The organism is Neoaquamicrobium microcysteis, from assembly GCF_008180155.1.
In the GTDB taxonomy this organism is placed as follows: domain Bacteria; phylum Pseudomonadota; class Alphaproteobacteria; order Rhizobiales; family Rhizobiaceae; genus Aerobium; species Aerobium microcysteis.
In genome coordinates this window covers 171,933-196,618 of sequence record NZ_VSZS01000067.1, presented here as the reverse complement: position 1 = coordinate 196,618, position 24,686 = coordinate 171,933, and the positions used below count along the sequence as shown (strand labels likewise).

The 24,686-nt window shown below is 64.7% G+C and carries 27 protein-coding genes; 19 read left to right on the top strand and 8 right to left on the bottom strand.

Going from position 1 to position 24,686, the window contains the following annotated elements; all coding sequences use genetic code 11:
* Positions 1-13 precede the first annotated feature (13 nt).
* Positions 14-889 (bottom strand): flagellar motor stator protein MotA, encoded by an 876-nt coding sequence (gene motA, locus FY036_RS19725; RefSeq protein ID WP_148916475.1) that lies wholly within the window; start codon positions 887-889, stop codon positions 14-16.
* A gap of 162 nt (positions 890-1,051) precedes the next feature.
* Here motA and FY036_RS19720 point away from each other — a divergent pair, with 162 nt between their 5' ends.
* From FY036_RS19720 to FY036_RS19635, 18 genes are all read left to right on the top strand, one after another.
* A complete protein-coding gene (locus tag FY036_RS19720; RefSeq protein WP_148916474.1) occupies positions 1,052-2,173 on the top strand; it encodes a DUF1217 domain-containing protein in 1,122 nt (373 codons plus the stop codon).
* 9 nt (positions 2,174-2,182) lie between these two features.
* Complete coding sequence (flgF, locus tag FY036_RS19715; RefSeq protein ID WP_148916473.1) at positions 2,183-2,905, top strand: flagellar basal-body rod protein FlgF; 723 nt, start codon at positions 2,183-2,185, stop codon at positions 2,903-2,905.
* A 123-nt stretch (positions 2,906-3,028) separates the two neighbouring features.
* A complete protein-coding gene (gene fliI, locus FY036_RS19710; RefSeq protein WP_235897741.1) occupies positions 3,029-4,324 on the top strand; it encodes a flagellar protein export ATPase FliI in 1,296 nt (431 codons plus the stop codon).
* The gene (locus FY036_RS19705) at positions 4,308-5,393 is read left to right on the top strand and encodes a hypothetical protein (protein ID WP_148916471.1); all 1,086 of its coding nucleotides are present in this window, start codon (positions 4,308-4,310) and stop codon (positions 5,391-5,393) included. The genes fliI and FY036_RS19705 overlap by 17 nt, the downstream gene beginning before the upstream one ends.
* Positions 5,394-5,456: 63 nt before the next feature.
* On the top strand, positions 5,457-5,837 hold the full coding sequence (gene flgB, locus FY036_RS19700; protein ID WP_148916470.1) for a flagellar basal body rod protein FlgB: 381 nt from the start codon (positions 5,457-5,459) through the stop codon (positions 5,835-5,837).
* A gap of 2 nt (positions 5,838-5,839) precedes the next feature.
* Entirely contained in the window at positions 5,840-6,256 is a 417-nt protein-coding gene (gene flgC, locus FY036_RS19695) for a flagellar basal body rod protein FlgC (protein ID WP_148916469.1), read from the top strand.
* Complete coding sequence (locus FY036_RS19690) at positions 6,256-6,582, top strand: flagellar hook-basal body complex protein FliE (RefSeq protein WP_235897725.1); 327 nt, start codon at positions 6,256-6,258, stop codon at positions 6,580-6,582. Before flgC ends, FY036_RS19690 begins: the two co-directional genes overlap by 1 nt.
* 12 nt (positions 6,583-6,594) lie before the next feature.
* The gene (gene flgG, locus FY036_RS19685) at positions 6,595-7,383 is read left to right on the top strand and encodes a flagellar basal-body rod protein FlgG (RefSeq protein WP_148916468.1); all 789 of its coding nucleotides are present in this window, start codon (positions 6,595-6,597) and stop codon (positions 7,381-7,383) included.
* Between the two features lie 5 nt (positions 7,384-7,388).
* Positions 7,389-7,856: a flagellar basal body P-ring formation chaperone FlgA gene (gene flgA / locus FY036_RS19680; protein WP_148916467.1), complete on the top strand. Its 468-nt coding sequence runs from the start codon at positions 7,389-7,391 to the stop codon at positions 7,854-7,856.
* Complete coding sequence (locus tag FY036_RS19675) at positions 7,853-9,061, top strand: flagellar basal body P-ring protein FlgI (RefSeq protein WP_148916466.1); 1,209 nt, start codon at positions 7,853-7,855, stop codon at positions 9,059-9,061. Before flgA ends, FY036_RS19675 begins: the two co-directional genes overlap by 4 nt.
* Before the next feature lie 10 nt (positions 9,062-9,071).
* Positions 9,072-9,611 (top strand): MotE family protein, encoded by a 540-nt coding sequence (locus tag FY036_RS19670; protein WP_148916465.1) that lies wholly within the window; start codon positions 9,072-9,074, stop codon positions 9,609-9,611.
* Complete coding sequence (flgH, locus tag FY036_RS19665) at positions 9,608-10,309, top strand: flagellar basal body L-ring protein FlgH (RefSeq protein WP_148916464.1); 702 nt, start codon at positions 9,608-9,610, stop codon at positions 10,307-10,309. The genes FY036_RS19670 and flgH overlap by 4 nt, the downstream gene beginning before the upstream one ends.
* A 10-nt stretch (positions 10,310-10,319) precedes the next feature.
* On the top strand, positions 10,320-10,814 hold the full coding sequence (locus FY036_RS19660) for a flagellar basal body-associated FliL family protein (RefSeq protein ID WP_148916463.1): 495 nt from the start codon (positions 10,320-10,322) through the stop codon (positions 10,812-10,814).
* The gene (gene fliP / locus FY036_RS19655) at positions 10,811-11,548 is read left to right on the top strand and encodes a flagellar type III secretion system pore protein FliP (protein ID WP_201744815.1); all 738 of its coding nucleotides are present in this window, start codon (positions 10,811-10,813) and stop codon (positions 11,546-11,548) included. Before FY036_RS19660 ends, fliP begins: the two co-directional genes overlap by 4 nt.
* 218 nt (positions 11,549-11,766) lie before the next feature.
* Positions 11,767-12,564: a flagellin N-terminal helical domain-containing protein gene (locus FY036_RS19650; protein ID WP_148916462.1), complete on the top strand. Its 798-nt coding sequence runs from the start codon at positions 11,767-11,769 to the stop codon at positions 12,562-12,564.
* Between the two features lie 304 nt (positions 12,565-12,868).
* Entirely contained in the window at positions 12,869-13,666 is a 798-nt protein-coding gene (locus FY036_RS19645) for a flagellin N-terminal helical domain-containing protein (RefSeq protein WP_148916461.1), read from the top strand.
* Positions 13,667-13,985: 319 nt separating this feature from the next.
* A complete protein-coding gene (locus tag FY036_RS19640) occupies positions 13,986-14,795 on the top strand; it encodes a flagellin N-terminal helical domain-containing protein (RefSeq protein WP_148916460.1) in 810 nt (269 codons plus the stop codon).
* 154 nt (positions 14,796-14,949) lie between these two features.
* Positions 14,950-15,945, top strand: coding sequence for a flagellin N-terminal helical domain-containing protein (locus FY036_RS19635; RefSeq protein ID WP_148916459.1), 996 nt, complete (start codon positions 14,950-14,952; stop codon positions 15,943-15,945).
* A gap of 29 nt (positions 15,946-15,974) precedes the next feature.
* On the opposite strand, the gene FY036_RS19630 is transcribed toward FY036_RS19635, so the two are convergent.
* From FY036_RS19630 to FY036_RS19620, 3 genes are read right to left on the bottom strand one after another with little or no spacing between them, the layout of a single operon-like run.
* A complete protein-coding gene (locus FY036_RS19630; protein WP_148916458.1) occupies positions 15,975-17,336 on the bottom strand; it encodes an O-antigen ligase family protein in 1,362 nt (453 codons plus the stop codon).
* Positions 17,337-17,343: 7 nt separating this feature from the next.
* Positions 17,344-18,117: a WecB/TagA/CpsF family glycosyltransferase gene (locus FY036_RS19625; RefSeq protein ID WP_148916457.1), complete on the bottom strand. Its 774-nt coding sequence runs from the start codon at positions 18,115-18,117 to the stop codon at positions 17,344-17,346.
* A 9-nt stretch (positions 18,118-18,126) separates the two neighbouring features.
* The gene (locus tag FY036_RS19620) at positions 18,127-19,560 is read right to left on the bottom strand and encodes an undecaprenyl-phosphate glucose phosphotransferase (RefSeq protein ID WP_148916456.1); all 1,434 of its coding nucleotides are present in this window, start codon (positions 19,558-19,560) and stop codon (positions 18,127-18,129) included.
* 230 nt (positions 19,561-19,790) lie between these two features.
* Between FY036_RS19620 and FY036_RS19615 the strand changes: the two genes are divergently transcribed.
* Positions 19,791-20,978 carry a Gfo/Idh/MocA family protein gene (locus FY036_RS19615; protein ID WP_407941195.1) on the top strand — a complete coding sequence of 396 codons (1,188 nt, stop codon included), beginning with the start codon at positions 19,791-19,793 and terminating at the stop codon, positions 20,976-20,978.
* Here the strand turns inward: FY036_RS19615 and FY036_RS19610 are convergent.
* The 4 genes from FY036_RS19610 to FY036_RS19595 form a co-directional block, all read right to left on the bottom strand.
* Positions 20,973-21,746 (bottom strand): carbon-nitrogen hydrolase family protein, encoded by a 774-nt coding sequence (locus FY036_RS19610; protein ID WP_148916455.1) that lies wholly within the window; start codon positions 21,744-21,746, stop codon positions 20,973-20,975. The two genes, FY036_RS19615 and FY036_RS19610, sit on opposite strands and share 6 nt — an antisense overlap.
* Positions 21,743-22,546 carry an ABC transporter permease gene (locus tag FY036_RS19605; protein ID WP_148916454.1) on the bottom strand — a complete coding sequence of 268 codons (804 nt, stop codon included), beginning with the start codon at positions 22,544-22,546 and terminating at the stop codon, positions 21,743-21,745. The genes FY036_RS19610 and FY036_RS19605 overlap by 4 nt, the downstream gene beginning before the upstream one ends.
* Positions 22,543-23,400 carry an ABC transporter permease gene (locus FY036_RS19600; protein ID WP_148916453.1) on the bottom strand — a complete coding sequence of 286 codons (858 nt, stop codon included), beginning with the start codon at positions 23,398-23,400 and terminating at the stop codon, positions 22,543-22,545. Before FY036_RS19600 ends, FY036_RS19605 begins: the two co-directional genes overlap by 4 nt.
* Before the next feature lie 250 nt (positions 23,401-23,650).
* Positions 23,651-24,676: an ABC transporter ATP-binding protein gene (locus FY036_RS19595; RefSeq protein ID WP_148916452.1), complete on the bottom strand. Its 1,026-nt coding sequence runs from the start codon at positions 24,674-24,676 to the stop codon at positions 23,651-23,653.
* Positions 24,677-24,686: the final 10 nt, after the last annotated feature.

The following is a 24,686-nucleotide window of genomic DNA, read 5'->3' as shown; positions in this document are numbered from 1 at the left end:
TCGCCCCGCCCGTTCAGGCCGCACTGCGCGCAGCGTCTGCGCCGTGCAGCGTGCTCTGCTCGACCGCATCGATCGACGGGCGATCATAGGCCGAGATCGTCTTGCGGCCAAATTCCAGCGCGACCTGCGGCAGCGAGCCGTTCATGTAGGCCAGCAGCGTCTGCTTCACGATGATGTAGAGCCGGTTCTTCTTGTCGCGCACGATCTTGATCTTCTGGGCCAGCGGGCCGACGACGGCGTAGTTGAGGAAGATGCCGAGGAAGGTGCCGACGAGGGCAGCGCCGACCAGACCGCCAAGGATTTCGGGCGACTGGTCGATGGCGCCCATGGCCTTGATGACGCCAAGCACGGCGGCGACGATGCCCAGCGCGGGGAAGGCGTCGGCCAGCACCACCAGCGCATGATAGGACTTGAGCTTGTCGTGCTTGATGGTGTGGATTTCCTCGTCCATCAGCGCCTCGATCTCGAAAGGCCGCGCGTTGCCGATGATGATGATGCGGCAGTAGTCGCAGATGAAGTTGGTGAGGTCGGTGTTGGCGAGCACCAGCGGGTATGCCTGGAAGAGCGCCGAATCCTGCGGATTGTCGATGTGGGCCTCGACCTCGTTGCGCGACTTGGTGCGCAGCTCGCGCATCAGGCTGTGCAGCACGCCCAGCGTTTCCAGATAGTGCTGCTCCTTGGGAACGTCCTGGCGAAACGCCTCCATGATCGCCTTGCCGGCATCCTTAACGGTGGACATCGGATTGGCGATGAGAAAGGCGCCGACGCCCGCGCCGCCGATGATGACCAGCTCCCACGGCTGCATGAGCACGCCGAGATGTCCGCCCATGGCCATGTAGCCGCCAAGGACGCACCCGAAGATCACCACAAATCCGATCACTATGCCCACAGGTTCACCTCTACATGCGCGCTGTCATCCTGCTGACTATCGCGCATGGCTTGCGCGAGGCTGAATGGCAGGCGCTGCATAGGATGCAACCAAGGCCGTTCAGTTTCGCGCAAGCATTTTTCGGTATTGACGACAGGTCCATCCGGTGAAGTGGAGGCGTGCGTGATCAATACGTATATGAGTTACAACCTGATAACCCGCGATCTGGGGAAGTCTCTCGACCGTGTCGAGAAGCAGCCGGTCGTGCAACGCGACACCGAATATTACCTCGCCAACATCACCAAGGTTAAGACGATCGACGAGTTCGTCAACAACCCGCGCCTGTTCAACTATGCGATGAAGGCCCACGGCCTCGAAGACATGACCTACGCCAAGGCGTTCATGGTCAAGGCGCTCAAAGAGGGCGTCACCGATCCGGACAGCTTCGCCAACAAGCTGATCGACAAGCGCTACGCAGAGTTCGTCAAGAGCTTCAACTTCGCCGCCTATGGCGAGTTCGCCACCACCTATGCGGCGGCTGAACATCCGGTCATCGACCTGTATCTCAAGGTCAACACGCCTCCGAACGGAGCGCCGTCGCAGTTTCACATCCAGGAAAGCGCCTATTACGCGCAGAACATCGGCAATGTGAAATCGATCGACGATTTCCTGCACAAGGACAATGAGCGGCTGCTGACCTACGCGCTGAACGCCATCGGCCTCGACGACGCGATCGACGACCCGAAGCTTATCCGCAAGATGCTCGAGGGCGGTATCGACGATCCGAAAAGTCCCGCCAACGTCGACGAAAACGAAAAGTGGGCGGCGTTCGCAAAGACATTCGATTTCGCGGGGCTGGGCGAGGCCGCGACCACCTACAACCTCTCGCAGCGGCCGGCTGTGGACAAATATCTGCGCCAGGCGCTGGAAGAAGATGCCGGCGCCCAGAACGAGGGCGTGCGGCTCGCGCTCTATTTCTCGCGCAAGGCCGGCGAGATCACCAACGCCTACCAGATCCTCGGCGACAAGGCGCTCGGCACGGTCGTGCGCACGCTGCTGGGCCTGCCGGACGCCGTCGCACAGCTCGACATCGACAAGCAGGCCGCGCTGATCGAGTCCAAGATCAACCTCGAGGATTTTCAGGATCCCGAGAAGCTCGGCAAGCTGATGCAGCGCTTCACCACCATGTGGGAGATGAACAATCCCACGACCTCGCCGGAATCGATGCTCGTCAGCCTGTTCCAGCCGATGGAATTCGGCATCTCGATGGACACGATGATGGCGATCGCCAAGATGCAGAGATAGGAACGCCCCTTGCAGTCTGGAATCTACGTAGCCCTTTCCTCGCAGATCGCGCTCGACAAGCGCCTGACCACCATCGCCGACAACGTCGCGAATGCCGGCACCGTCGGCTTCCGCGCGACGGGGGTGAAGTTCGAGGACATCGTCAGCGGCCTCGGCACGGAATCCGTGTCATTCGTCTCGGCAGGCGACACATACCTGTCGCAGAAGGTCGGCTCGCTGCGCGAGACGGGCAACCCGCTCGATTTCAGCATTCAGGGCGACGCGTGGTTTGCCATCGAAACGCCGGTAGGGCCGGTGATGACGCGCGACGGCCGCTTCACCATGCTCGATACGGGCGAACTGGTCACGCTTGAAGGCTACCGTGTTCTCGACGCGGGCGGTGCGCCCATCCAGCTCGATCCGCAGGGCGGGCCGCCCGAGGCGGGCGCGGACGGTTCGCTGCGCCAGAACGGCGTGCAGATCGGCGTGCTGGGGCTCTACGAGTTCCAGCCGGGCCTGAACTTCACCCGCTACGCCAATTCCGGCATCGTGCCATGGGGGCCGCCAGAGCCGGTCGTCGACCGGATCGACGTGGGCGTGAAGCAGGGCTTCGTCGAAGAATCGAACGTCAATCCGGTGCTGGAGATCACACGGCTGATCCAGGTGCAGCGCGCGTTCGAGCAGGTATCGGGGCTGATCCGCGACAGCGAATCCACGCTCGATCAGGCGATCAGCACTCTCGGGCCGCGGTAACGTGCGATGACCGCCGTGGCAAAACCGACGCCGGAGTCGGAGGCAGCCCATCTGCCGACGCCGCAGCGCGACACGCCGCTGCTGGCGCTGGAACGCGCGCACTCGCTGTTTGCCAACGACCGCATGCTGCTGCGCAACGGTGGACGCATCGACGAGGTTTCGCCGAGCCACTATCGCGTACGGGGAATCTCGTCCACGGCGCGGCTGGGCGATGTCGTCGAGCACCGGTCGTCGTCGGGCGCGCGCTCGGGCGAGATCGTGCGCATCGGACCCGAAGACGTGCTCATCGCACCTTACGAGCGCAACCCGGACGCCGGCATCGGCGATGCGGTCGTGATCCGGACCGCGCGGGGCGCAGCGCCGCATGCCTCGTGGCGCGGCCGCGCCATCGACGCGCTGGGCCGCCCGGTGGACGGAAAGGGCGCGCTGGTTGCGGGCAAGGTGGAGGGAACCGCCGCCGCACCGCTGGCGATGTCGCGTCAGCGCGTGGCCACCGGCTTCATGACCGGCGTGCGCGTGATCGACATCTTCACGCCGATCTGCTTCGGCCAGCGCCTTGGCATCTTTGCGGGCTCTGGCGTCGGCAAGTCCACGCTGCTGGCGATGCTGGCCAGCGCGGAGGCGTTCGACACCGTGGTGGTTGCGCTGGTGGGCGAGCGCGGGCGCGAGGTGCGCGAGTTTCTCGAAGACACGATCGGGGCGGAAAGCCTCGCCAAGACTGTGGCCGTGGTGGCGACCAGCGACGAAAGCGCCATGATGCGCAAGCGCGCGCCCGAAATGGCGATGCGCGTGGCGGAGCATTTCCGCGAGCAGGGGCAGCGGGTGCTGCTGGTGCTGGATTCGATTACCCGTTTCGCCCATGCGCTGCGCGAAGTCGCCATCGGCGTCGGCGAGCCGCCGGTCGCGCGGGGCTATCCCGCATCGGTATTCACCGACCTGCCCAAGCTGCTGGAGCGGGCCGGGCCGGGCGTCGACGGGGCGGGCTCGATCACCGCGATCCTGTCGGTGCTGGTGGACGGCGACGACCACAACGACCCGGTAGCCGATTCCATCCGCGGCATCCTGGACGGGCACGTCGTGCTCGACCGTTCCATCGCGGAGCAGGGGCGCTATCCGCCCGTCGATCCGCTGGCGTCGATCTCGCGCCTTGCGCCGAAGGCGTGGACGAAGGAACAGCGCGCGCTGGTGACGAGGCTGCGCAGCATGATCGCGCGGTTCGAGGATACGCGCGACATCCGCCTGCTGGGTGCGTACCAGCCGGGAGCGGATGCCGAACTCGACCTGGCCGTGCGGCAGGTGCCGGTCATATACGAGGCGCTGTCGCAGTCTCCGCAGGACCGTCCGTCGCCGGACCCGTTCGCCGATCTGGCGCGCCATCTGAGAAGCAGGGAGAAGCCGGCAGATGAACCTGTCGAATAGGTTCGGCTTTGGCCGTGCAAAAGGGATGAGCCTTGCAGGCGACGAGCCGGCGCCGGCCGACGCCATCGTCCTCAACGGCGGGGCGGTGAAGAACCGCACCGAGACGCTGACGCCGGAAGTGACGATCCGCACGCTGCACCACCTGCGCGACAAGGCGGAGCGCGAGGCATACAACGCATCTCTTCCCGTCAAGCGCAAAGGGTTGCTGGAGAGGCTGGGCCTGCGCCGGACCAAGGTTGCCGACCCGTTCGAAGAGGTGAAGGCGCCGAAGGTGGAGCCGAAGCCGAAGAAGCCGAAGGCCAAGCGCAAGGTGTCGGTGGCGGTGGCAGCCGAGGCGAAGACGCCGCCAGCGGTTGTCGCGCCGAAGGTGTTGGCCGAAGCCAAGAAACCCGTGGCGCTCGCCGAGCTGAAGGCGCCCTTGGCGCTTGCCGAGTTGAAGGCGCCTCTGGCGCCGGCGAAAGCCGCGCCGGTGCAGCTTGCGGAACTGACGGCGCCTGCCGTGCCGGCCAAGCCCCGGGAAGGGGCGGCGAAGCCGAAGGTGGCTCCCGCCATTCCGCCCCGCCCGGCGCAGAAGAAGAAGCGTGACAGAAGCGACTTCGTCGTGGGCGGGTTGGGTGCGGTGCTGGGCCTGACCTGCGCGCTGTTTCCCTGGTACATCTTCTTCAACCAGGAGAAGTTCGGCGTGAGGGAGTTCGTGTTCGAGGGACGCGGATCGATGACCGCGCCTTCGCAGGTCGTCTTCCAGCCTGCGCTGGCGATGAAGCCGATCTCGAGCGGCGAAGTGCCGAAGATGCAGCTCGACTTCTTCCCGACCGCCACGGTTCCGGCGGAAGAAGAACAGATGCGCGCGGTGCCGGCCTCGGAGCAGCCCTTTCCTTCCGACCTGATCGGTTTCCGGCTGGTGCACGTCGCCAACGGCCGCGCCATGATCCAGGACGGCGACGGCCTGTGGGTGGTGCAGCGCGGCTCGCGCCTGCCGGACGCCAGCACCGTCGCATCCATCGAGCAGCGCGACGGGCACTGGGTGCTGGTCACCACGCTCGACAGGGTCGTCGAACTGGAGCGGTAAGCCCGCGCAAGGTCCGCGCAAGACTGGCTCCCTAGGGTATCGCTACGCGCCAAGGGAGTAGCGATGCAACCCGTAAACCTGTTCGATCTGGCTTCCCAGCAGGCCCGGTGGCTTGCCGTGCGGCACACCGCCGTGTCCAGCAACATCGCCAATGCCAACACGCCCGGTTACGGAACGCTGGAAGTGCAGCCCTTCGAGGCCGTGCTGAAGCAGACAGACGTCTCGATGCGCGCGACGCATCCCAGGCACATTTCGTTCGGCGGCGGGCCCGAAGCTGCAAGCGTGCGGCAGGTGAACGAGGACAAGCCGGCGATGCCTTCTGGCAACTCGGTGGTGCTTGAAAACGAGCTGATGAAGTCGGGCGAGGTGCGCCGCACGTTCGAGCTGAACACCGCCATCGTCAAATCCTTCCACCGCATGCTGCTGATGACGACGAGAGGCTGATCGTGGACCCTTTGATTTCCTCGCTGAAGGTGGCCGCATCGGGCCTGGGCGCACAGTCCGAACGGTTGCGCATCGTTTCGGAAAACCTGGCCAACTCGCAGTCGACAGGCAGCTTTCCGGGCGCCGATCCCTACCAGCGCAAGACCATCACCTTCAATGCCGAGCTCGACCGCGCGTCGGGCGCGCGCATGGTCGAGGTTTCGGCGATTTCGCCGGACAAGACGCCTTTCACGACCGAGTTCCAGCCGGGCCACGAGGCTGCGGACGATCTGGGCTACGTCAAGATGCCGAACGTCAACGTGCTCGTCGAGATGGCGGACATGCGCGAGGCCAACCGCAGCTACGAAGCCAACCTGCAGACCATCAAGCAGGCCCGTGAGCTGATTTCCATGACCATCGACCTGATGAGAGGCCAGTAATGATCCAGGGACTTGCAGGGGTAGAGAAGGCCGGACAGGTGACGGGCATGCTCGACGGGCTGGCCAACATCGCCGGACCCGGCCTCACCCGCCCCAACATCGCGCCCGAAGCGACGTTCACGGCCGCGCTTTCGGCGGCATCGGGGCAGGCGGTGGAAACGCTGCGCAACGCCGAGGGCCTGTCGCTCAAGGCGCTGCAGGGCGAAGCGGACACCCGCGAAGTGGTCGATGCGGTGATGAACGCCGAGCAGACGCTGCAGGCGGCCATCGCGATCCGGGACAAGATCGTCAGCTCCTATCTCGAAATCAGCCGCATGGCGATCTGAGGAACCTGAATCATGAAAGCTCTGGCCATCGCCGCCACCGGCATGAACGCGCAGCAGACCAATCTCGAGGTCATCGCGAACAACCTCGCCAACATCAACACCACCTCGTTCAAGCGCGCGCGCGCCGAGTTCTCGGACCTGTTCTACCAGGTGGAGCGCATGCAGGGCGTGCCGAACCGGGCCAACCAGGCGATCGTGCCGGAAGGCTCGCATATCGGCCTCGGCGTCAAGACGAGCGCGATCCGCAACATCCACACGCAGGGCGCGCTGACCTCCACCGGCAACAAGCTGGACGTGGCGCTGGTGGGCGGCGGCTGGTTCCAGGTGGAAGGCGTGAACGGCGAGCCGCTCTATACCCGCGCCGGCAGCTTCAACACCAATGGCGAGGGTCAGCTTGTGACGGCCGACGGCTTCCTGCTGGCAGGCGGCATCGTCATTCCGGAAGACGCGGTCGAGATCGTCGTCAACAAGTCCGGCCAGTTCTTCGCGCGTTTCGACGGGCAGATCGAGCTGGAGGATCTGGGCCAGCTGACCGTCGCGAGCTTCTCGAACGAGGCAGGCCTGACGCCGCTGGGCGACAAGCTGTTCCAGGAAACGGCGGCTTCCGGGCCCGCCAATGTGGGCATTCCGGGTGATCCGGGCTTCGGCACCGTGGAGCAGGGCTATCTGGAGTCGTCCAACGTCGACCCGGTGAAGGAAATCACCGAGCTGATCTCGGCCCAGCGCGCCTACGAGATGAATTCAAAGGTCATCAAGGCGGCCGACGAGATGGCCGCGGTCGTCTCCCAGGGACTGAGATAGGACAGATGATGCGCCGTTTCCTGCGCACGACATTGCTGGCTGCCGCGCTGACCGCGCTGACGGGTGTTCTGCCGGCGTTCGCGCAGGAGATGGTGGTCGTGGCGACGCGCGTCATCTATCCGGGCGAGACCGTCACCACCGACGCCTTGCAGGAAGTGCCGCTTCGCCGGCAGCTCAACAACCTCGCCTCCATCGCGCGCGAACGCCAGCAGCTCGAAGGCAAGGTGGCGCAGCGCACGCTGCTGCCCGGTCGCCTGATCGGGCTGACGTCCGTGCGCAACGCCTATCTGGTGGAAACGGGGACGCCGGTGCAGGTGCGGTTCGTGCATGGCGGGCTGGAAATCTCGATTGCCGGCGTGCCGTTGCAGGCGGGCGGCGCGGGCGACCTCGTGCGGGTGCGCAACGTCGACAGCGGAGCCGTCTTCACCGGCACCGTCATGAATGACGGCAGCATCATGGTCTCCGCATCATGATCCGCGCACTGGCACTCGCATTCTGCCTCGCGGTCGGACTGGTGAGCGTATCGAGCGCCGACGAGGCGCTTGCGAACGGTGCGCAGCCGGCGGGCGAACTGCGTGGTGGGGCTGCTTATGGCGGCGTGCACCGCCACGACCGGCTTTCGGGCATGTCGCTGCCTGTATCCCGCATCAAGGATGTAGCTACGCTGCAAAGCGCGCGCGACAACCAGCTCGTCGGCTACGGCCTCGTTATCGGCCTGCAAGGCACCGGCGACGGGCTGCGCAACTCGCCCTTCACCGAGCAGTCGATGCGCGCGATGCTGGAAAATCTCGGTATCTCCACGCGCGGCGGGACATCACGCTCCCGCAACGTCGCGGCCGTGATCGTCACGGCGAACCTGCCGCCCTTCGTGCAGTCGGGCGCACGCATCGACGTGAACGTCTCCTCGATGGGCGACGCGGCCTCGCTGGCCGGCGGCACGCTCGTGATGACTCCACTGCGCGCACCGGACGGCGAAATCTATGCGGTCGCGCAGGGCTCGGTCATCGTCTCCGGCTTTTCGGCGCAGGGACAGGCAGAGACCGTTACGCAGGGCGTGCCGACCAGCGGGCGCGTGCCCAACGGCGCGATCGTCGAGCGGCAGGTTCCAGAGTCGTTCACACACGACAACACGCTGACGCTCCAGCTACGCAATCCCGATTTCTCGACCGCGGTGCGGGTGACCGACGCGATCAACGAATATGCGATGAGCCGCTTCGGCCAGCGCGTCGCGATGGAACAGGACGCCCGCACGGTGACGATCCAGCGACCGGTGGACATCTCGTCGGCGCGCTTCTTTGCCGAGCTTGAAAACATCGTGGTCGAATCCGACGCGCCGGCCCGGGTGGTGGTGGACGAACGCACCGGCACCATCGTGATCGGCCAGCAGGTGCGCATCTCGCGGGTTGCGATCACCCATGGCGCGCTGACTGTGCGCATCACCGAGATGCCACGCGTGGTGCAGCCCGAACCGTTCTCGCGCGGCGAGACGGCTGTGGAGCCCTTCACCGCGATCGACGTCAACCAGCCGGACGCTCACATCGCGCTGCTGGACGGCCCCGATCTCGAGACGCTGGTTTCGGGTCTCAACCGCCTCGGCGTGAAGCCCGACGGCATCATCGCGATCCTGCAGGGCATCAAGTCGGCAGGCGCGCTCCAGGCCGAACTCGTGCTGCAGTAGGACGACCGCAATGAGCAGGCATTCCATCCTCAGAACCCGCAGCGCCAGCGCGCTGGCCGCAGGCGCCGGCATCGTCTTCGGCGCGCTCGTCTTCGGCGGAACGCCGGCGGCGACGCAGGCCGTGAACGCGATCACGGAAGCGGCAGGTGAGTTGGATGACGACATCCGCCGTTTCTGCTCCAACATCGCAGACGCCGCGCGCGACCGCCGCTATGCCTTGCAACGTGCAGAACTGGAAACGCTCCAGAAGGACATCGACCAGCGCATCGTGGCGCTGGAGGAAAAGCGCGAGGAATACGAGGAGTGGCTTGCGCGCCGCAACGATTTCCTCGCCAAGGCTGAAGAGAACCTCGTCGAAATCTACTCCGTCATGCGCCCGGACGCCGCCGCTGAAAGGCTGGCTGCGGTGAATGTCGAAGTGGCGGCAGGTATTCTGATGAAGCTGAACGTCCGCAAGGCGGGCGTCATCCTCAACGAAATGAACAAGGACGCGGCTGCGACGCTCACCGGCATCATGGCGAGCGCGACCCGCAAGCAGGACCCGACATGATGCGCAAGCCGCTTCTTCTCATTACAGCGCTTGCGCTTGCCGGTTGCTCCACCGTGAAGGAGGAGGTCGGCGTGCCGCCGACGCTATCGCCCGTGGGATACGGCGTGGGCGACTCCAAGGCCATCTACACCTACCCGACGCCGCCCGAGCCGCAGGTGCGCAAATATTCGCTGTGGGACGACCGGCAGAGCAAGTTCTTCACCGATGCGCGCGCGCTGAGGGCGGGTGACATCCTGACCGTCGACATCCGCATCAACGACCGGGCGCGATTCCGCAACGAATCCGAGCGCAGCCGTACCGGCAGCCGCGGCATCGGCTTCGGCGCCGACCTGTCGTGGCTCGGGATCGGCACCGGCGGCGAAGCGAATGCCGAGGTGGATTCCAACACCAGCTCCAAGGGGGCAGGGGCGACCGCCCGCTCCGAGGACATCCAGCTTCAGGTGGCCGCAGTGGTGACGGAGGTGCTGCCGAACGGGAACCTCGTGATCAGCGGTTCGCAGGAAGTGCTGGTGAACGCCGAACTTCGGGTGCTGACGATCACCGGCATCGTGCGGCCGTCCGATATCGGCGCGGCGAACACGGTTTCCTACGAGCGGATCGCAGAGGCGCGCATCTCCTATGGCGGCCGGGGCCGTCTGACCGAGGTGCAGCAGCCCGCCTACGGGCATCAGATCCTCGACAATCTGCTTCCGTTCTAGGGACCGCACCGTGGCGATAGTCGACGATACCGCGCCGGAAAAGAAGGGAGGACCATCCCTTCTGCTGCAGATCGCGCTCCTTGTGGGGCTGTCGGTGGTTGCGATCGGCATCGGATGGGGCTCGGGCCTCTATCTCAACAGCCAGCAGCCGAGCGTCGAGCACACGGCCGACACCGACGTGGCAAAGGCGACGGAAACCAATATCGCCGAAGCGCAGGAGGCGATGGGCGTCGTCTATCTGGAGCCCATAACCACCAATCTTGCCGGACCGACCGGCACCTGGGCGCGGCTTGAACTGGCGCTCGTGTTCGAGGGCGCGCCCGACGTGATGATGGCGCAGACCATCCATCAGGACACGCTGTCCTATCTCCGCACGGTGAAAATCCACCAGATCGAAGGGGCCAGCGGCTTCCAGCATCTGCGGTCCGACCTCGAGGAGCGCGCCTCCGTGCGCAGCGGCGGCGCGGTGAAGGGCATCCTCATACGGACGCTGCTGTTCGAATGATCCGGCTTTTCACCCTCGCACTGCTGCTGGCGGTGTCTGCTGCGCCGGCCTCGGCCCAGCAGCTCGACCTCGGCGGCATAACCGACCAGCTGCAGGGCCAGACCGTCGGCGGCATCATCCAGCTGTTCGGCCTGCTGACGGTGCTATCGCTGGCGCCGGGCATCCTCATCATGGTGACGAGCTTCACGCGCTTCATCATCGTGTTCTCGATCCTGCGCTCCGGCATCGGCCTGCCCAGCACGCCGGCCAACCTCATCCTGGTTAGCCTTTCGCTGTTCATGACCTTCTACGTGATGGGGCCGACCTTCGACCGTGCGTGGAACGAGGGCGTGCAGCCGCTGGTGGCCAACGAGATCGCCGAGGAGGAAGCGCTGGGGCGCATCGCCGAGCCGTTCCGCGACTTCATGGTGGCCAACGTGCGCGACAAGGACTTCGACCTCTTCGCCGATCTCGCGCGCGAGCGCGAGCAGGCGGACGTATCGATCGAACAGGCCGATTTCCGCATTCTCGTGCCCGCCTTCATGATCTCCGAAATCCGGCGCGGCTTCGAGATCGGCTTCCTGATCGTGCTGCCATTCCTCGTCATCGACCTGATCGTGGCGACGATCACCATGTCGATGGGCATGATGATGCTGCCGCCGGTGGTGGTGTCGCTGCCGTTCAAGATCTTGTTCTTCGTCCTGATAGACGGATGGAACCTGCTGGTCGGAAGCCTCGTGCGATCTTTCGCCTGACAATCTTAAACGCGTGATTCAGTACGCGTTAACTATATGATTTCCCGACAAAAATTAACCACCTTGCTTATCCGTTCCGTAGGCTTTGGAACCTAGAACGGATTGCGAGGGGCAGATTGGTTTTCCGGTGTATCCGGCCTGATCGGGCATGAAGCCGCGCCGCTTCGCCGGTTTAAATCCGGCATGCTGACGAGTATCGAGTTACAAGGCGTATCCATATGTCCAGCATTCTGACCAACGCATCCGCGATGACGGCTCTGCAGACGCTTCAGCAGACCAACAAGAACCTTTCGACGACCCAGAACCGCATCGCCACCGGCGCACGCGTTTCCGAAGCTTCCGACAACGCCGCCTACTGGTCGATCTCGGTCGGCATGAAGAACCAGAGCAACCTGCAGTCCGTCGTGAAGGACTCCATGGGCTTCGGCAAGGCCATCCTCGACGCCGCCTATACCGGTCTCGACGAAGCCATCAAGCTGACCTCGGAAATCCACGCACGTTACCTTGCCCGCGAGCAGGACGGCGTTGACACCGACGCGATCGACGCCGAAATCGCCGAGCTGAAGACGGCTATCGAAGAAATTGCGCTCGCAGCCGACTTCGAGGGCCAGAACCTGCTGGCTTCCGCCGGCGCAAGCGTCAACGTCGTGACGGGCTACATCAAGGGCGACGGCACGGCCGGCTCGACCGAGACCAAGACCCTGACGCTGAACGCCTACGATCTGGAAGCCGAAACCGGCAACATGACCGACGCCGACACGACCGAAGCTTCGCTGGTTGCGATGCGTGAGGCCGCTTCCGAGCTCGGCGCGATGAAGATCCGCCTGGACGCACAGCTGTCGTTCACCACGAAGCTGCAGAACGCTCTGGACCGCGGTATCGGCCAGCTGGTCGACGCCGACATGAACGCAGAGTCGGCTCGCCTGTCGGCTCTTCAGGTCCAGCAGCAGCTCGGCATCCAGGCGCTCTCGATCGCCAACTCGTCGAGCCAGAACATTCTGCAGCTCTTCCGCTAAGCAGACCCGGAACGGGGCAGGCTCAAGCCTGCCCTCTTTCAGCGAGCCCCGCCCGAAATGGCGGGGCTTTCGTCGTTTCAGGAGTTGGGAAATCCGCCGGGAATTAAGCCGATCGCTAAAATTTTCAACGAAAGCAATTCATTAACCACGTTTCTTAGGTGGCGATTAGCCATTGCGGTTTACCAATGCAGTCAAGAGCGGGCCGGGAGGAAAAACATGAGTTTCCGGCTGGCATGAAGCCCCTCCGCTCAGCCGGCTGTTGCCCGGCATGTCAGTTGTGTACCGTGTACAAGGCGTATCCCAAATGACGAGTCTTCTGACCAACGCGTCCGCAATGACGGCGCTGCAGACCCTTTCGCTGACCAACAAGAACCTTTCGACGACCCAAAACCGCATCGCCACCGGCGAGCGCGTTTCCGAAGCTTCCGACAACGCCGCCTACTGGTCGATCTCGGTCGGCATGAAGAACCAGAGCAACCTGCAGTCCGTCGTCAAGGACTCCATGGGCTTCGGCAAGGCCATCCTCGACGCCGCCTATACCGGTCTCGACGAAGCCATCAAGCTGACCTCGGAAATCCACGCCCGTTACCTTGCCCGCGAGCAGGACGGCGTTGACACCGATGCGATCGACGCCGAAATCGCCGAGCTGAAGACGGCTATCGAAGAAATCGCACAGGCTGCCGACTTCGAGGGCCAGAACCTGCTGGCTTCCGCCGGCGCAAGCGTGACGGTCGTCACGGGCTACATCAAGGGCGACGGCACGGCCGGTTCGACCGAGACCAAGACCCTGACGCTGAACGCCTACGATCTGGAAGCCGAAACCGGCAACATGACCGACGCCGACACGACCGAAGCCTCGCTGGTTGCGATGCGTGAGGCCGCTTCGGAGCTCGGCGCGATGAAGACCCGTCTCGACGCGCAGCTGTCGTTCACCTCGAAGCTCCAGGACGCTCTCGACCGTGGTATCGGCCAGCTGGTCGACGCCGACATGAACGCAGAGTCGGCCCGTCTGTCGGCCCTTCAGGTCCAGCAGCAGCTCGGCATCCAGGCGCTCTCGATCGCCAACTCGTCGAGCCAGAACATTCTGTCGCTCTTCCGCTAAGCGATACGAACAGGGGAGGGCGCACGCGCCTTCCCGATTTTCAGGGCCGCGCTCTCCGGAGCGCGGCCTTTGCTTTTTGGTAACGATTATATTCAAACAGTTAATGAAGGAACATAATATTAACTAATAAAAAACCAAATAATTTAAGTTTTACTATCTGTTAACCACGTTTTTTAGTTATCCGTTAGCCATCCTTGTTCATAAGTAGGGTCAACGAGCGGGCCGGACCGAGTTCCAGTATCCGGTGGCATGACGCCACGCCGCCTCGCCGGCAACAGCCCGGCATGTTTGTCCAGTACAACGTTCAAGGCGTAGATAAATGGCTAGTCTCCTGACGAATGCCGCCGCGATGACGGCGCTGCAGACCCTTTCGCTCACCAACAAGAAACTCGGTGTCACCCAGAACCGCATCGCCACCGGCGAGCGCGTTTCCGAAGCTTCCGACAACGCAGCATACTGGTCGATCTCGGTCGGCATGAAGAACCAGAGCAATCTGCTCGGCGTGGTGAAGGACTCCATCGGCTTCGGTTCGGCGATCCTCGATGCCGCCTATACCGGCATCCATGAAGCGATCGAACTGACCAAGGAAATCCACCAGCGCTACCTGGCCCGCGAACAGGACGGCGTCGATACCGCCGCCATCGACAACGAAATCGCGGAACTGAAGCTGGCAATCGAAGAAATCGCACAGGCCGCCAATTTCGAAGGCCAGAACCTGCTGGCATCGGCGGCCAATGGCGGCGGCAACGTCACCATCGTCACCGGCTACATCAAGGGCGATGGCACGGCCGGCACCACCCAGGTGCTGACGCTGACGTTGGACCACTTCGACCTCGAGGCCGAAACCGCGGCGATGACCGACGCGGACACGACCGAAATGACGCTCTACGCGCTGCGTGAAGCGGCGTCGGAACTGGGTGCAAAGAAAATCCGCCTGGAAACGCAGCTTGCCTTCACGTCCAAGCTGATCGACGCCATCGACCGCGGCGTCGGACAACTCGTCGATGCGGACATGAATGCGGAATCCGCCAAGCTGTCGGCCTTGCAGGTTCAGCAACAGCTCGGCATCCAGGCACTCTCGATCGCGAACTCCAACAGCCAGAACATCCTCGCGCTGTTCCGCAGCTGATCCTCGCGATCTGAAATCGTCGGACAGGGCCGCTCTCCTTCGGGGAGCGGTCCTTCCGTCGTGTCTTCAGGCCAGTCGTTTAACGCGCCGTTAACCATGAACTCCTACTCATGGTTAACCAGTGTTTACCCGATCGGTCGGAAGAGGTCGCATCTTGTCGAGCATCAACACGAATCCCTCCGCAATGACGGCCCTTCAGGTCCTTCACGTGACCAACAAGGCCCTCGGCGTGGTGCAGTCGCGGATTTCGACAGGCATGCGCGTCGCGCAGGCGTCCGACAACGCCGCCTACTGGTCGATCGCAACCACGATGCGCTCCGACAACCGGGTGCTGTCGACCGTGCAGGACACGCTTGGCCTGGGCGCGAGCCGGGTCGATACGGCCTACACCGCGCTGGAGAGCGCCATCGCCATCGTCGACGAGATCAAGCAGAAGGTGCTCGCCGCAGTCGGCATGAGCGAGGACAACAAGGAGCGCATCCAGGCTGAAATCTCGGCCTATCAGGAGCAGTTGCGCTTCACAGCCATGGCCGCGACCTTCTCGGGCGCCAACTGGCTGTCGGTCAATTCGCTGGCGACCAACGGCCACCCTGCCGACGGAACGCACAAGGAAGAGCAGATCGTCTCGGCCTTCACGCGCAACCAGGACGGCGCGATCATTCTGGGCTACATCGAAATCGACGTGCAGAGCATCAAGCTCTACGACGCGGCGGCGACCACGAACGAGACGATGGGCCTGCTGGAAGGGCTGAGGCTGGGCACGACGGGCCAGCGCGACAACACGGCCGTGGCAGGCACGCCCGGTACGCTAGCCGCCACAGACGGCTACGCGGTCGCGTCACTGAACGTCGTCGGGCACTCCGACGAGCAGCTGGAACAGATGCTGGCGGTCGTGGATGCGACGCTGGCCGAGATGGCCGATGCGGCCACGACGGTCGGCGCCATCAAGAAGCGCGTCGACATGCAGAAGGACTACACGTCGAGCCTAATGGACTCCATCGACCGTGGTGTGGGCCAGCTCGTCGATGCCGACATGAACCGCGAGTCGACAAGGCTGCAGGCGCTGCAGGTGCAGCAGCAACTGGGTATCCAGTCGCTCCAGATCGCCAATTCCTATGCAGAGAACATCCTGCTTCTGTTCCGGAACTAACCGCTGAGGGATGAGGCTGAACCGCGTCGTCAGACGTGGCGCAGCCGTTCGCTCATGTTCCAGAAGATGCCGATAATCAGGCCCGACAGAAGGGTGTGGTACAGCGGCACGTCGAGGTCCTCGGTGAGATACCAGACGAGCACGACGAAGATGGCGCGGCCCAGATAGGCCAGTTCCAGGCGCGATTCGATGTTGAGCCGCGCAGCGCGCGCCAGCGCTGCAAGCTGCACCGCGATGACACGAACGGCCAGCGTGAAATAGTAGGCGAGGAACAGACCCAGCCCGATCAGGCCAGCGCGGGTGAAGGTGGACACGACGCTCGAGTGCGAGCCGATGGGGATCTCCGCCAATGACGGGTCCACCGGCTTGATGCCCAGCCCCAGGATCAGGTTGTGGTCCAGCACCATGCGGACCGCGAGCTTGTAGGTTTCAAGCCGCGTCTCGGTGGAGCCGGCGCGGGCGTCGGCCAGCGACTGGGCGGAAGACTGCACCGCACCCAGAAGGTCGGGTCCGAACAGCACCATCCCTGCCAGCACGAAGGGGCCGACGAGCACCGCGCCCAGCAAAAGCCCACCACGCCAGATCAGCCCCAAGAACAGGAGCGAGGCGACATAGGCGAGACCGGTGGTGCGGCTGCCGAACGGGATCAGCATCGGCAGGATCGACAGTTCGACCAGAAACGCCCAGCCGTACATGCGCCGACGGATCAGGTAGATCGCGCCCATGGCGCCGAGCATGACGACCTGGATGGCGCTCTCGGTTGCGTAGACGCCCATGCCGTGGTTGCGCGAGACGGTGCCGCCGTTGATCCAGTCCGTTTCCACGACGAGATTGGCGGCATAGGTGCCGAGGATGCCCGGAAGCTCGCCGAGATTGCCGAGGATGAGCGAATTGAAGGTGATGCGCGACTGGCCGCTGACACTGGCATAGGCGGTGACGACGACGATGAACACGACGTAGGCGGCGTAGGCGAATAGGGCGGCGCGGTAGATGCCGTCTTTGGGCCACAGGCCCGTTCTGCCGCGCCCGGCATGGTCGAGCTGCCTGCCGAAATTGATGAAGACCACGAGGAGAACGAGGACGGCGATGTTGTAGACCGCGCCGAATGCGCGTTCGCCCTGGAAGTGCTGCATCATCGCAACGAGCAGCGACAGGGAGAGGGCGGCGGCCAGCGCCAGCATCTGCCATTCGAGCAGCGAGAATCGCACCATGCCGAAGGCGAGCACGAGGCCGATCAGGAAGATCCACGGCAGCTCGGTGCCCAGCGCCCAGTGAAGGGGGAGCATCACGATCGTGGAGGCGACGAGGAAGCACTGCAGCGCCCACGCGTCGGTGACGATCGGCGTTGCCGACCGCGCGCCCTTGCCTCCCGTGCCGGTTACCGCCGCCATGACCGGGTCAGCCCGTACGCGTCAGCAGCAGATAGAGGCTGTGCGGGTTGGTTACGAGGTATCGCCAGGCCAGCCTGCGCGGCTCCAGAATGGTACGGTAAAGCCATTCGAGCCCGGCGCTCTGCATCCATGACGGTGCGCGCGAGCGCGAACCGGACAGGAAGTTGAAGAGGCCGCCCGAGGTCTTGACCACCTTGACGCTTTTCAGCCGGTCGATGTTCTTGAGCACGAATTCCTGCTCGCGGGGCACGCCGAGGCCGATCCACAGGATGTCGGGCTTCAGCCTGTCCAGTTCCTCGAACAGCTCCTCCTCGCCCTCGGCGTCGAGATAGCCGTGCGAGTAGCCGACCAGCCTGACACGAGGGAAACGACGGCGCACGGCCGATGCGGCGCGCTCGATCTCATCTGGCGTGGTGCCGAACATGTAGTAGGTCGTGCCTTCCGGCAGCAGCAGGCTGGCATCCTCGAAAAGGTCGGTGGTGCTGGTGCGATCCGGCACGGGATTGGAGGTGAGGAGCTGCGATATGGTCACCATCGGCTGGCCGTCGGCGCTGATGACGTCCGCCTGGTCGAACAGCTTCCTCATCCGGCTGCTGCGCGCGTACATCGACAGGACCTGGCCGTTGGACGAGGTCATGAACAGGGGCTGCTCCATCTCGGGCAGGCGGCCGGAAATGGCGTCGTCCATGAGGCGCACCGTCTCGCGCAGGCTGAGGCGTGCATTGGCCATGCCGCCGAGCTTGCAGACCGGGATGGAGTCTCTGATTTTCTTGTTGCGCATCGATCTTCCTCAGACGGCATTCTTGTGGACCAGCCCGATAAAGGGCGTGGCGGCGATGATCGAAATGTCGAAGAGGATCGACCAGTTCTCGATGTAGTAGAGGTCGTATTCGAGGCGCTTGTTCATCGCCTCGACGGTGAAGGTCGGCCCGCGAAAATCATTGACCTGCGCCCAGCCGGTGATGCCCGGCTTGACCCGGTGGCGGTTGCTGTACATCGGCAGAAGGTCCGAATAGGCGGCGTTCTGCTCGACCGCATGCGGACGCGGGCCGACAATCGACATCTCGCCGCGCAGCACGTTGAGGAGCTGGGGCAACTCGTCGATTGAAAGCCGCCGCAGCACGCGGCCGACCCGGGTCACACGGTTGTCGTTGCGCGTCGCCTGCCTGAACGCCTCGCCTTCGGGCTGGACGTGCATGGTGCGGAACTTGAGGACGTTGATGACCCGGTTGTTGAGGCCATGACGCTTCTGCCTGAAAAGCACGGGACCGGGGCTGTCGAGCTTGACGGCCGCAGCGACGAGCAAGAGGAACGGCGCGAGCAGGATCGTGGCGATGGCCGCGATGGTGTAGTCCTCGATGGCCTTCAGCATACGGCCCCAGCCGGAGATGGGCTTCTGCTGGAGGTCTATGAACTGGACGCGGGCGAGCGAGCTGACGCCGTGGAACGGGATGGCGTGTGTCTCGATATCGGGCAGAAGCTTGATCTCGGAGGGAAGCACGCTGAGCCGGGCGAGTACGTCGCCGAGCTGGCGGCGCTGCGAGGGCGGCAGCGCGATGACGACCGTGTCGAGATCGTTGGCCTGACCGAACGCGATGAGTTCGGCGAGACCGCCGCTGCGCCGGACAGCGCCGTGTCCCGAATTGTCGTTTTCGCCCGGACCGAAGATGCCGGCGATCCGCACGCCGCTGTCGGGCATGCCGAGCGCCTGGACCGCGCGGCGCAACGGAGCATCGGCCCCGAAGATCGCCACACGGCGCGAGATCGCGCCGCGCACCGCCTGGCTGGTGAAGACGCTGGCGGCTACCGCGCGCATCGTCCAGACGGAAACCGCCGAGGCGAGCAGCCAGACGCCGAACCACAGCCGCGAGAACTCGTTTGCCGCCCCGATGGCCAGGCCGATGAGCGCGACGATGACGAATGCGCCGATGAGATTGCCGACCGCCGCGCTCGAATATGTAAGAAATCGGGACAGCCGGTCGACGTGGTACAGCCTGGCCCTGTAGTTCAGGTAGCCGAAGGTGACCACGATGAGGATGGACGGCCAGATATAGGTCTGGAGGAAATCGTGCTGGTCGAGGTGCGAAAACACGTAGATGTGGCCCACCAGCATGCCGATGCACAGGGTGGTGACCAGCTCCAGCGCCGCATAGACCTGGCCGGTGACGTGCGTGCTTACCGACTGCGGATCGACGCCCAGGTCGATGCCGCCCCTTCCGCTCATCCCGAATGAACGGGCAAAGCGCGTTTCGAGAAGTTCTGTGTCTTTTAGAGACAATTTACCCACCCCGACGCTGGTTTCGTTACATCCGCTGCTCTCGACAGGGGTGGGTTGCAAAAGGCGGGCCACCGGCGGTTGAGCCGGGTTGTGTCGCGTCGTTGTCGCCGAAACGGCACTTGAATCGGTTTAAAAGATCAGGTTCAGTCGCCCGGCATCGAAACGAGGAGGTTCAGTTGGCAAGCGAAGGCAAAAGCGGGACGGCGGCAGGCCCGATCCGGTACGGCATGGTGGGCGGTGGGCAGGGCGCGTTCATCGGCGGCGTGCACAGGATCGCCGCGCGCATCGACGGCGAGTTCCAGCTAGTGGCCGGCGCGCTGTCTTCCGATGCCGCGCGCTCGCGCGCATCGGGCGCGGAACTGGGGCTTGACCCCGAACGCTGCTATGCGTCGTTCGCGGACATGGCGAAGGCCGAGGCGATGCGCGCCGACGGCATCGAGGCGGTCGCGATCGTGACGCCCAACCATGTGCACTACCCGGCGGCGAAGGCGTTTCTGGATGCCGGCATCCACGTGATCTGCGACAAGCCGCTGACCTCCAGCCTTGCCGATGCGAAGAAGCTGGCTGCGGCAGCGAAGAAAAGCGGCGTGCTGTTCGTGCTGACGCACAACTACACGGGCTATCCGATGATCCGGCAGGCCCGCGAGATGGTTGCCAAGGGCATGCTGGGCGACCTGCGCGTGGTGCAGGCGGAGTATCCGCAGGACTGGCTGACCGAGGCGGTGGAGGCCACCGGATCGAAGCAGGCCGCGTGGCGGACCGACCCCAAGCAGTCGGGCGCAGGCGGGGCGACGGGCGACATCGGCACGCACGCCTACAATCTGGCGCGGTTCGTGACCGGGCTGGAACTGGACAGCCTCGCAGCCGACCTTTCGGCCTTCGTGCCGGGCAGGCAGCTCGACGACAACGCCCATGTGATGCTGCGCTTCAAGCCGCAGGGTAAGGCGCCGGGGGCCAAGGGCATGCTGTGGGCAAGCCAGGTCGCGCCGGGCAACGAGAACGCGCTGAAGCTGCGCGTCTACGGAACGAAGGGCGGGCTGGAGTGGGAGCAGGAGCATCCCAACCATCTGTGGTTCACGCCGTTCGGGCAGGAGAAGCGGCTGATTACGCGCGGGGGTGCGGGTGCCGGAGCGAGTGCGGCGCGGGTGAGCCGCATCCCGGCCGGCCACCCTGAAGGGTATCTCGAAGGCTTCGCCACCATCTATGCCGAGGCCGCGCGCGCGATAAAGGCGCTGCGCCGGAAGGGCGGCAAGGTGCCGAGGGACGTGGTGTTTCCCACCGTGGACGACGGTGTGGAGGGAGTGGCCTTCGTGGAAGCCTGCGTGAAGTCGTCCAAGAAGAACGGTGCGTGGACGAAGCTATAGGGTGAGGTCGCGCAGGTAGGTGTTCTGCGCAGCCGACGCCGCATAGGCGGACGGGTCGATTTCGGCGATGAGCAGTTCCTCGTCTTCCCGGTCAGCCGAGGCGAGGATGCCGCCGTCAGGCGCGGCGATGGTGGAGAGGCCGGCGTAGGCGAAACGCTCGTCCGCGCCGCAGTGGTTCACGTAGGCCACGAAAATCTGGTTCTCGAAGGCGCGGACGGGGACCATGCTCTGCGCGATGAAGGCATCGTGATCGCTGACGGGCAGGGCGGTGGGCACGGCCACGAGCGCGCAGCCGGCCTGCGCCAGCCGCCTGACATTTTCAGGAAACTCCACATCGTAGCAGATGAGAATGCCGAGCCTCGTTCCGGCGTGGTCGATGACGACCGCGGACGGTGCGGCGGGCCTGAACAGGGACTTCTCGTAATCGCCGTAGAGATGCGACTTACGGTAGACGACGGGGGCGGCGTCGCCCGAGACGAAGACGGCACTGTTCCAGACCGAGCCGTCGGCTGCCTCCGCGAAGCCTGCGAGGATGGCTATGCCTGTGTCGAGCGAGGCGGCCCTGAGCCGCGCGACTGCATCGCCATCGGCCGGCTCTGCGAGCGCCCTGACGGCATCGCCCGCGCCGTAGCCCGTCACCGCGAGCTCTGGCGCGATGAGCAGCGAAGCGCCGCGGCCGGCGGCATCCCGGGCGGCGCGTTCGATGCGGGCGAGGTTGGCATCCCGGTCGCCCGGCACGGCGCGCATCTGGAGCGCGGCAAGCCTCACTTGTCGTCGCCCGACAGCGCGCCCAGCAGCTTGGGCAGGTCGCCGAAGCGCGCGATGAGCCCGAAGATGACGGCGGCCAGCGCGACGAAGAACACGGCAACCGCCGCCATGGTCGGCGTGTAGCCGTAGCGCAGCGCGTTGAAAATCTTGATCGGCAGCGTCTCCATCGTGAAGCCGACGGTCATGTAGGCGACGATGTACTCGTTGAGCGACAGCACGAAGGCGAAGGCGTAGCCGGAAATTAGATAGGGCAGGATCAGCGGCAGGACGACGGTGCGCAGGACGGTGCGGTCGTCGGCGCCCATGGTGGCGGCTGCCTCGACAAGGCTGCGGTCTATCGAATTGAAGCCGAGCGAGAGCGTGACCAGCGGCAGGGTGACGAAGAAGATGGCGTGGCTGATGGCCGCCGTCCACGGCTGGCCGTAGGCGCCGACGGTTGCCCAGAACGTGAGGAAGCCGAGCGCGGTGATGACAGGCGGCAGGATGAAGGGCGCGACGCCCAGAAGCTGGAACACGTTGGCCCATGGCGCGATGCGCCGCCACAGGAACCATGCGAGCGGCAGCGCGATGATGACGGCGAGTGCCGCCGAGCTTGCTGCCAGCGTGAGCGAATTGACGAGGGCGGAGCGCCAGCCCGGATCGGTGAAGATCTGGCCGTACCACGACAGCGAGAAACCCTGCGGCGGGAAGGTGAGCGACTGGCGCTCGTTGACCGACACGCCGGCGACCACGACCAGCGGGGCGGCGAGGAACAGCGCCACCAGCGAGAACAGGATGCGTCGCAAGAAGGTAGCGCTCATGCCTGCGCCTCCCTGCGGCCGCCGACCAGAAGCGTGAGTCCGACCAGCGCAAGCGACATCAGGACGAGGAACACCGCCATGGCGGCTGCGAACGGCATGTTGGACTGGTAGATCGCCTGGTCGGTGATGAGCACCGACAGGGTCCAATGCTGCGGGCGGCCGAGGATCTGCGGCAGCAGATAGGAGCCGAGCGCGAAGACGAAGACCATGATGAGCGTGGCGACGATGGTGTTGCGCAGTGCCGGCACGACCACGTTGAGGAAGGCGCGGAGGGGCGAAGCGCCAAGCGTGCGCGCTGCTTCCAGCAGCGTGGGGTCGCGCCGCACGATCGCGGGGTAGAGCACCAGCACCGTATAGGGCAGTGCCTGATAGACCATGGCGGTAAGCACCGCGCCGAAGCCGGGGGTAAGCGCGCGTGCCTCGCCCATCAGGCCTGCCATCACCAGAAGGTTGGTAATGCCGGCCGTGCGCGAGAACAGCGTCGACCAGGCAAAGCCGATGATGACCTCGGACAGCGACAGCACCGACAGGATGGCCACCAGCCATACGATCTGAACCCGTCGTGAGGCCTGCGAGAGAAGGTAGGTGAACGGAAAGGCGACCAGCACGCACACCACGGCCACCATGACCGCGAGCATGATGGAGAAGCCCAGCACATTGCCGAAGAAGGCCGAGAGGAAGCGCTCGTAATTGTCGAGCGTGAAGGCTGGCGAATAGAAGCCGGCCGCATCGCGCTGGAAGAAGGAAACCGCTATCATCGTAGAGAACGGCACGACGAAGAAGACGACCAGCATGATCGCCGGAAATGCCAGCGGGGCGTAGTCTGCCAGTCCGCGCGGCGGCTCGCGTCTCATGGTCTGCGTCCGGACGAAGCGATGGGCAGCGTTGGCGTCAATATACGGGTCGTCCGATACCCCCACCCCTTACTCTGCCGGGGAGAGCCACGCGTCTCTCCCGTCCTTCGGACCCCCTCAAGGGGGAGGGGGATTCTGAGGCGCCGGTGACCCCCTCTGCCTCTAGAGGTGGGAGCAATGGCAGGCGCAAAGCTGGTTCGATCGCCAGGGAAGTCGCGACGGAACGGGCTTGCGAGCACGAGAGTCACCCTCATCCCTTCAGGACCACGCAGCTTTGCAGCGGCAGTGTCACGCCCACCGCGTCACCGGGCTTGAAACCGGGGCGCTCGCGCGGCGTGGCGACCGCCGTGACGGGCGTGCCGCCGACGTCGACGAAGGTTTCGATCGTGCCGCCGAGGTCGCGCACGAAGGTGACCGTTCCGGTGAACTCGCCCGCGCCGGGGGCTACGAGCTGCACGTCCTCGGGCCTGATCGAAAGCTTGCCGCCGTCCGCGCCGACCGTGAGCGCGAGGCCGGGTGCGGGGCGGCCGAGCAAGGTGCCGTCGCGCCCCAGCGGGATGAGGTTGGTCGAGCCGATGAAATCGGCGACGAAGGCGTCGGCCGGCTTGCGGTAAATCTGCACCGGCGGGGCGGCCTGCCTGATACGGCCTTCGCCCATAACCACGACCATGTCGGCCATGGTCATCGCCTCGCGCTGGTCATGCGTCACGACGATGGTGGTGACGCCGAGCTGCTGCTGCAACTGGCGCAGTTCCACCTGCATCGCCTCGCGCAGCTTTGCATCGAGGGCGGAAAGCGGCTCGTCCAGCAGGAAAAGCCTGGGCGAAAGCGCCAGCGCGCGGGCGATTGCGACGCGCTGGCGCTGGCCGCCCGATAGTCGGGACACAGGGCGGTCGCCGTAACCCTTCAGATGGATCATCGCCAGCAGCTCGTCGACCCGCCTGCGCTGCTCGGCCTTGGCGATCCCACGGATGCGCAGGGGATAGGCGATGTTGTCGCCGACGTTGAGGTGAGGGAACAGGGCGAGCGACTGGAAGACCATGCCGAAGTCGCGCTTGTGGGTGGGGATCGGCGTGATGTCGCCGCCGTCGAGCACGATTGCGCCGCCGGTCGGCTCCTCCAGCCCGGCTATCATGCGCAGCAGCGTGGTCTTGCCGCAACCGGAAGGCCCCAGCATGCACACGAACGTGCCCTGCGGGATTTTCAGCGAGACACCATCGACGGCCGTGAAATCGCCGAAGCGCTTGGTGACATCCTGTAGCTCAAGGCCGGACATTGCGTGTCCC

Bases quoted from the DNA above. Each gene is read 5' to 3' on its own strand.
- fliI (WP_235897741.1), top strand. From the start codon at position 3,029: ATGCTGCTGCGCAACGGTGGACGCATCGACGAGGTTTCGCCGAGCCAC.
- FY036_RS19705 (WP_148916471.1), top strand. From the start codon at position 4,308: ATGAACCTGTCGAATAGGTTCGGCTTTGGCCGTGCAAAAGGGATGAGC.
- flgB (WP_148916470.1), top strand. From the start codon at position 5,457: ATGCAACCCGTAAACCTGTTCGATCTGGCTTCCCAGCAGGCCCGGTGG.
- FY036_RS19690 (WP_235897725.1), top strand. From the start codon at position 6,256: ATGATCCAGGGACTTGCAGGGGTAGAGAAGGCCGGACAGGTGACGGGC.
- flgG (WP_148916468.1), top strand. From the start codon at position 6,595: ATGAAAGCTCTGGCCATCGCCGCCACCGGCATGAACGCGCAGCAGACC.
- flgA (WP_148916467.1), top strand. From the start codon at position 7,389: ATGATGCGCCGTTTCCTGCGCACGACATTGCTGGCTGCCGCGCTGACC.
- FY036_RS19675 (WP_148916466.1), top strand. From the start codon at position 7,853: ATGATCCGCGCACTGGCACTCGCATTCTGCCTCGCGGTCGGACTGGTG.
- FY036_RS19670 (WP_148916465.1), top strand. From the start codon at position 9,072: ATGAGCAGGCATTCCATCCTCAGAACCCGCAGCGCCAGCGCGCTGGCC.
- flgH (WP_148916464.1), top strand. From the start codon at position 9,608: ATGATGCGCAAGCCGCTTCTTCTCATTACAGCGCTTGCGCTTGCCGGT.
- fliP (WP_201744815.1), top strand. From the start codon at position 10,811: ATGATCCGGCTTTTCACCCTCGCACTGCTGCTGGCGGTGTCTGCTGCG.
- FY036_RS19650 (WP_148916462.1), top strand. From the start codon at position 11,767: ATGTCCAGCATTCTGACCAACGCATCCGCGATGACGGCTCTGCAGACG.
- FY036_RS19645 (WP_148916461.1), top strand. From the start codon at position 12,869: ATGACGAGTCTTCTGACCAACGCGTCCGCAATGACGGCGCTGCAGACC.
- FY036_RS19640 (WP_148916460.1), top strand. From the start codon at position 13,986: ATGGCTAGTCTCCTGACGAATGCCGCCGCGATGACGGCGCTGCAGACC.
- FY036_RS19630 (WP_148916458.1), bottom strand. From the start codon at position 17,336: ATGGCGGCGGTAACCGGCACGGGAGGCAAGGGCGCGCGGTCGGCAACG.
- FY036_RS19625 (WP_148916457.1), bottom strand. From the start codon at position 18,117: ATGCGCAACAAGAAAATCAGAGACTCCATCCCGGTCTGCAAGCTCGGC.
- FY036_RS19620 (WP_148916456.1), bottom strand. From the start codon at position 19,560: ATGAGCGGAAGGGGCGGCATCGACCTGGGCGTCGATCCGCAGTCGGTA.
- FY036_RS19605 (WP_148916454.1), bottom strand. From the start codon at position 22,546: ATGAGCGCTACCTTCTTGCGACGCATCCTGTTCTCGCTGGTGGCGCTG.
- FY036_RS19600 (WP_148916453.1), bottom strand. From the start codon at position 23,400: ATGAGACGCGAGCCGCCGCGCGGACTGGCAGACTACGCCCCGCTGGCA.
- FY036_RS19595 (WP_148916452.1), bottom strand. From the start codon at position 24,676: ATGTCCGGCCTTGAGCTACAGGATGTCACCAAGCGCTTCGGCGATTTC.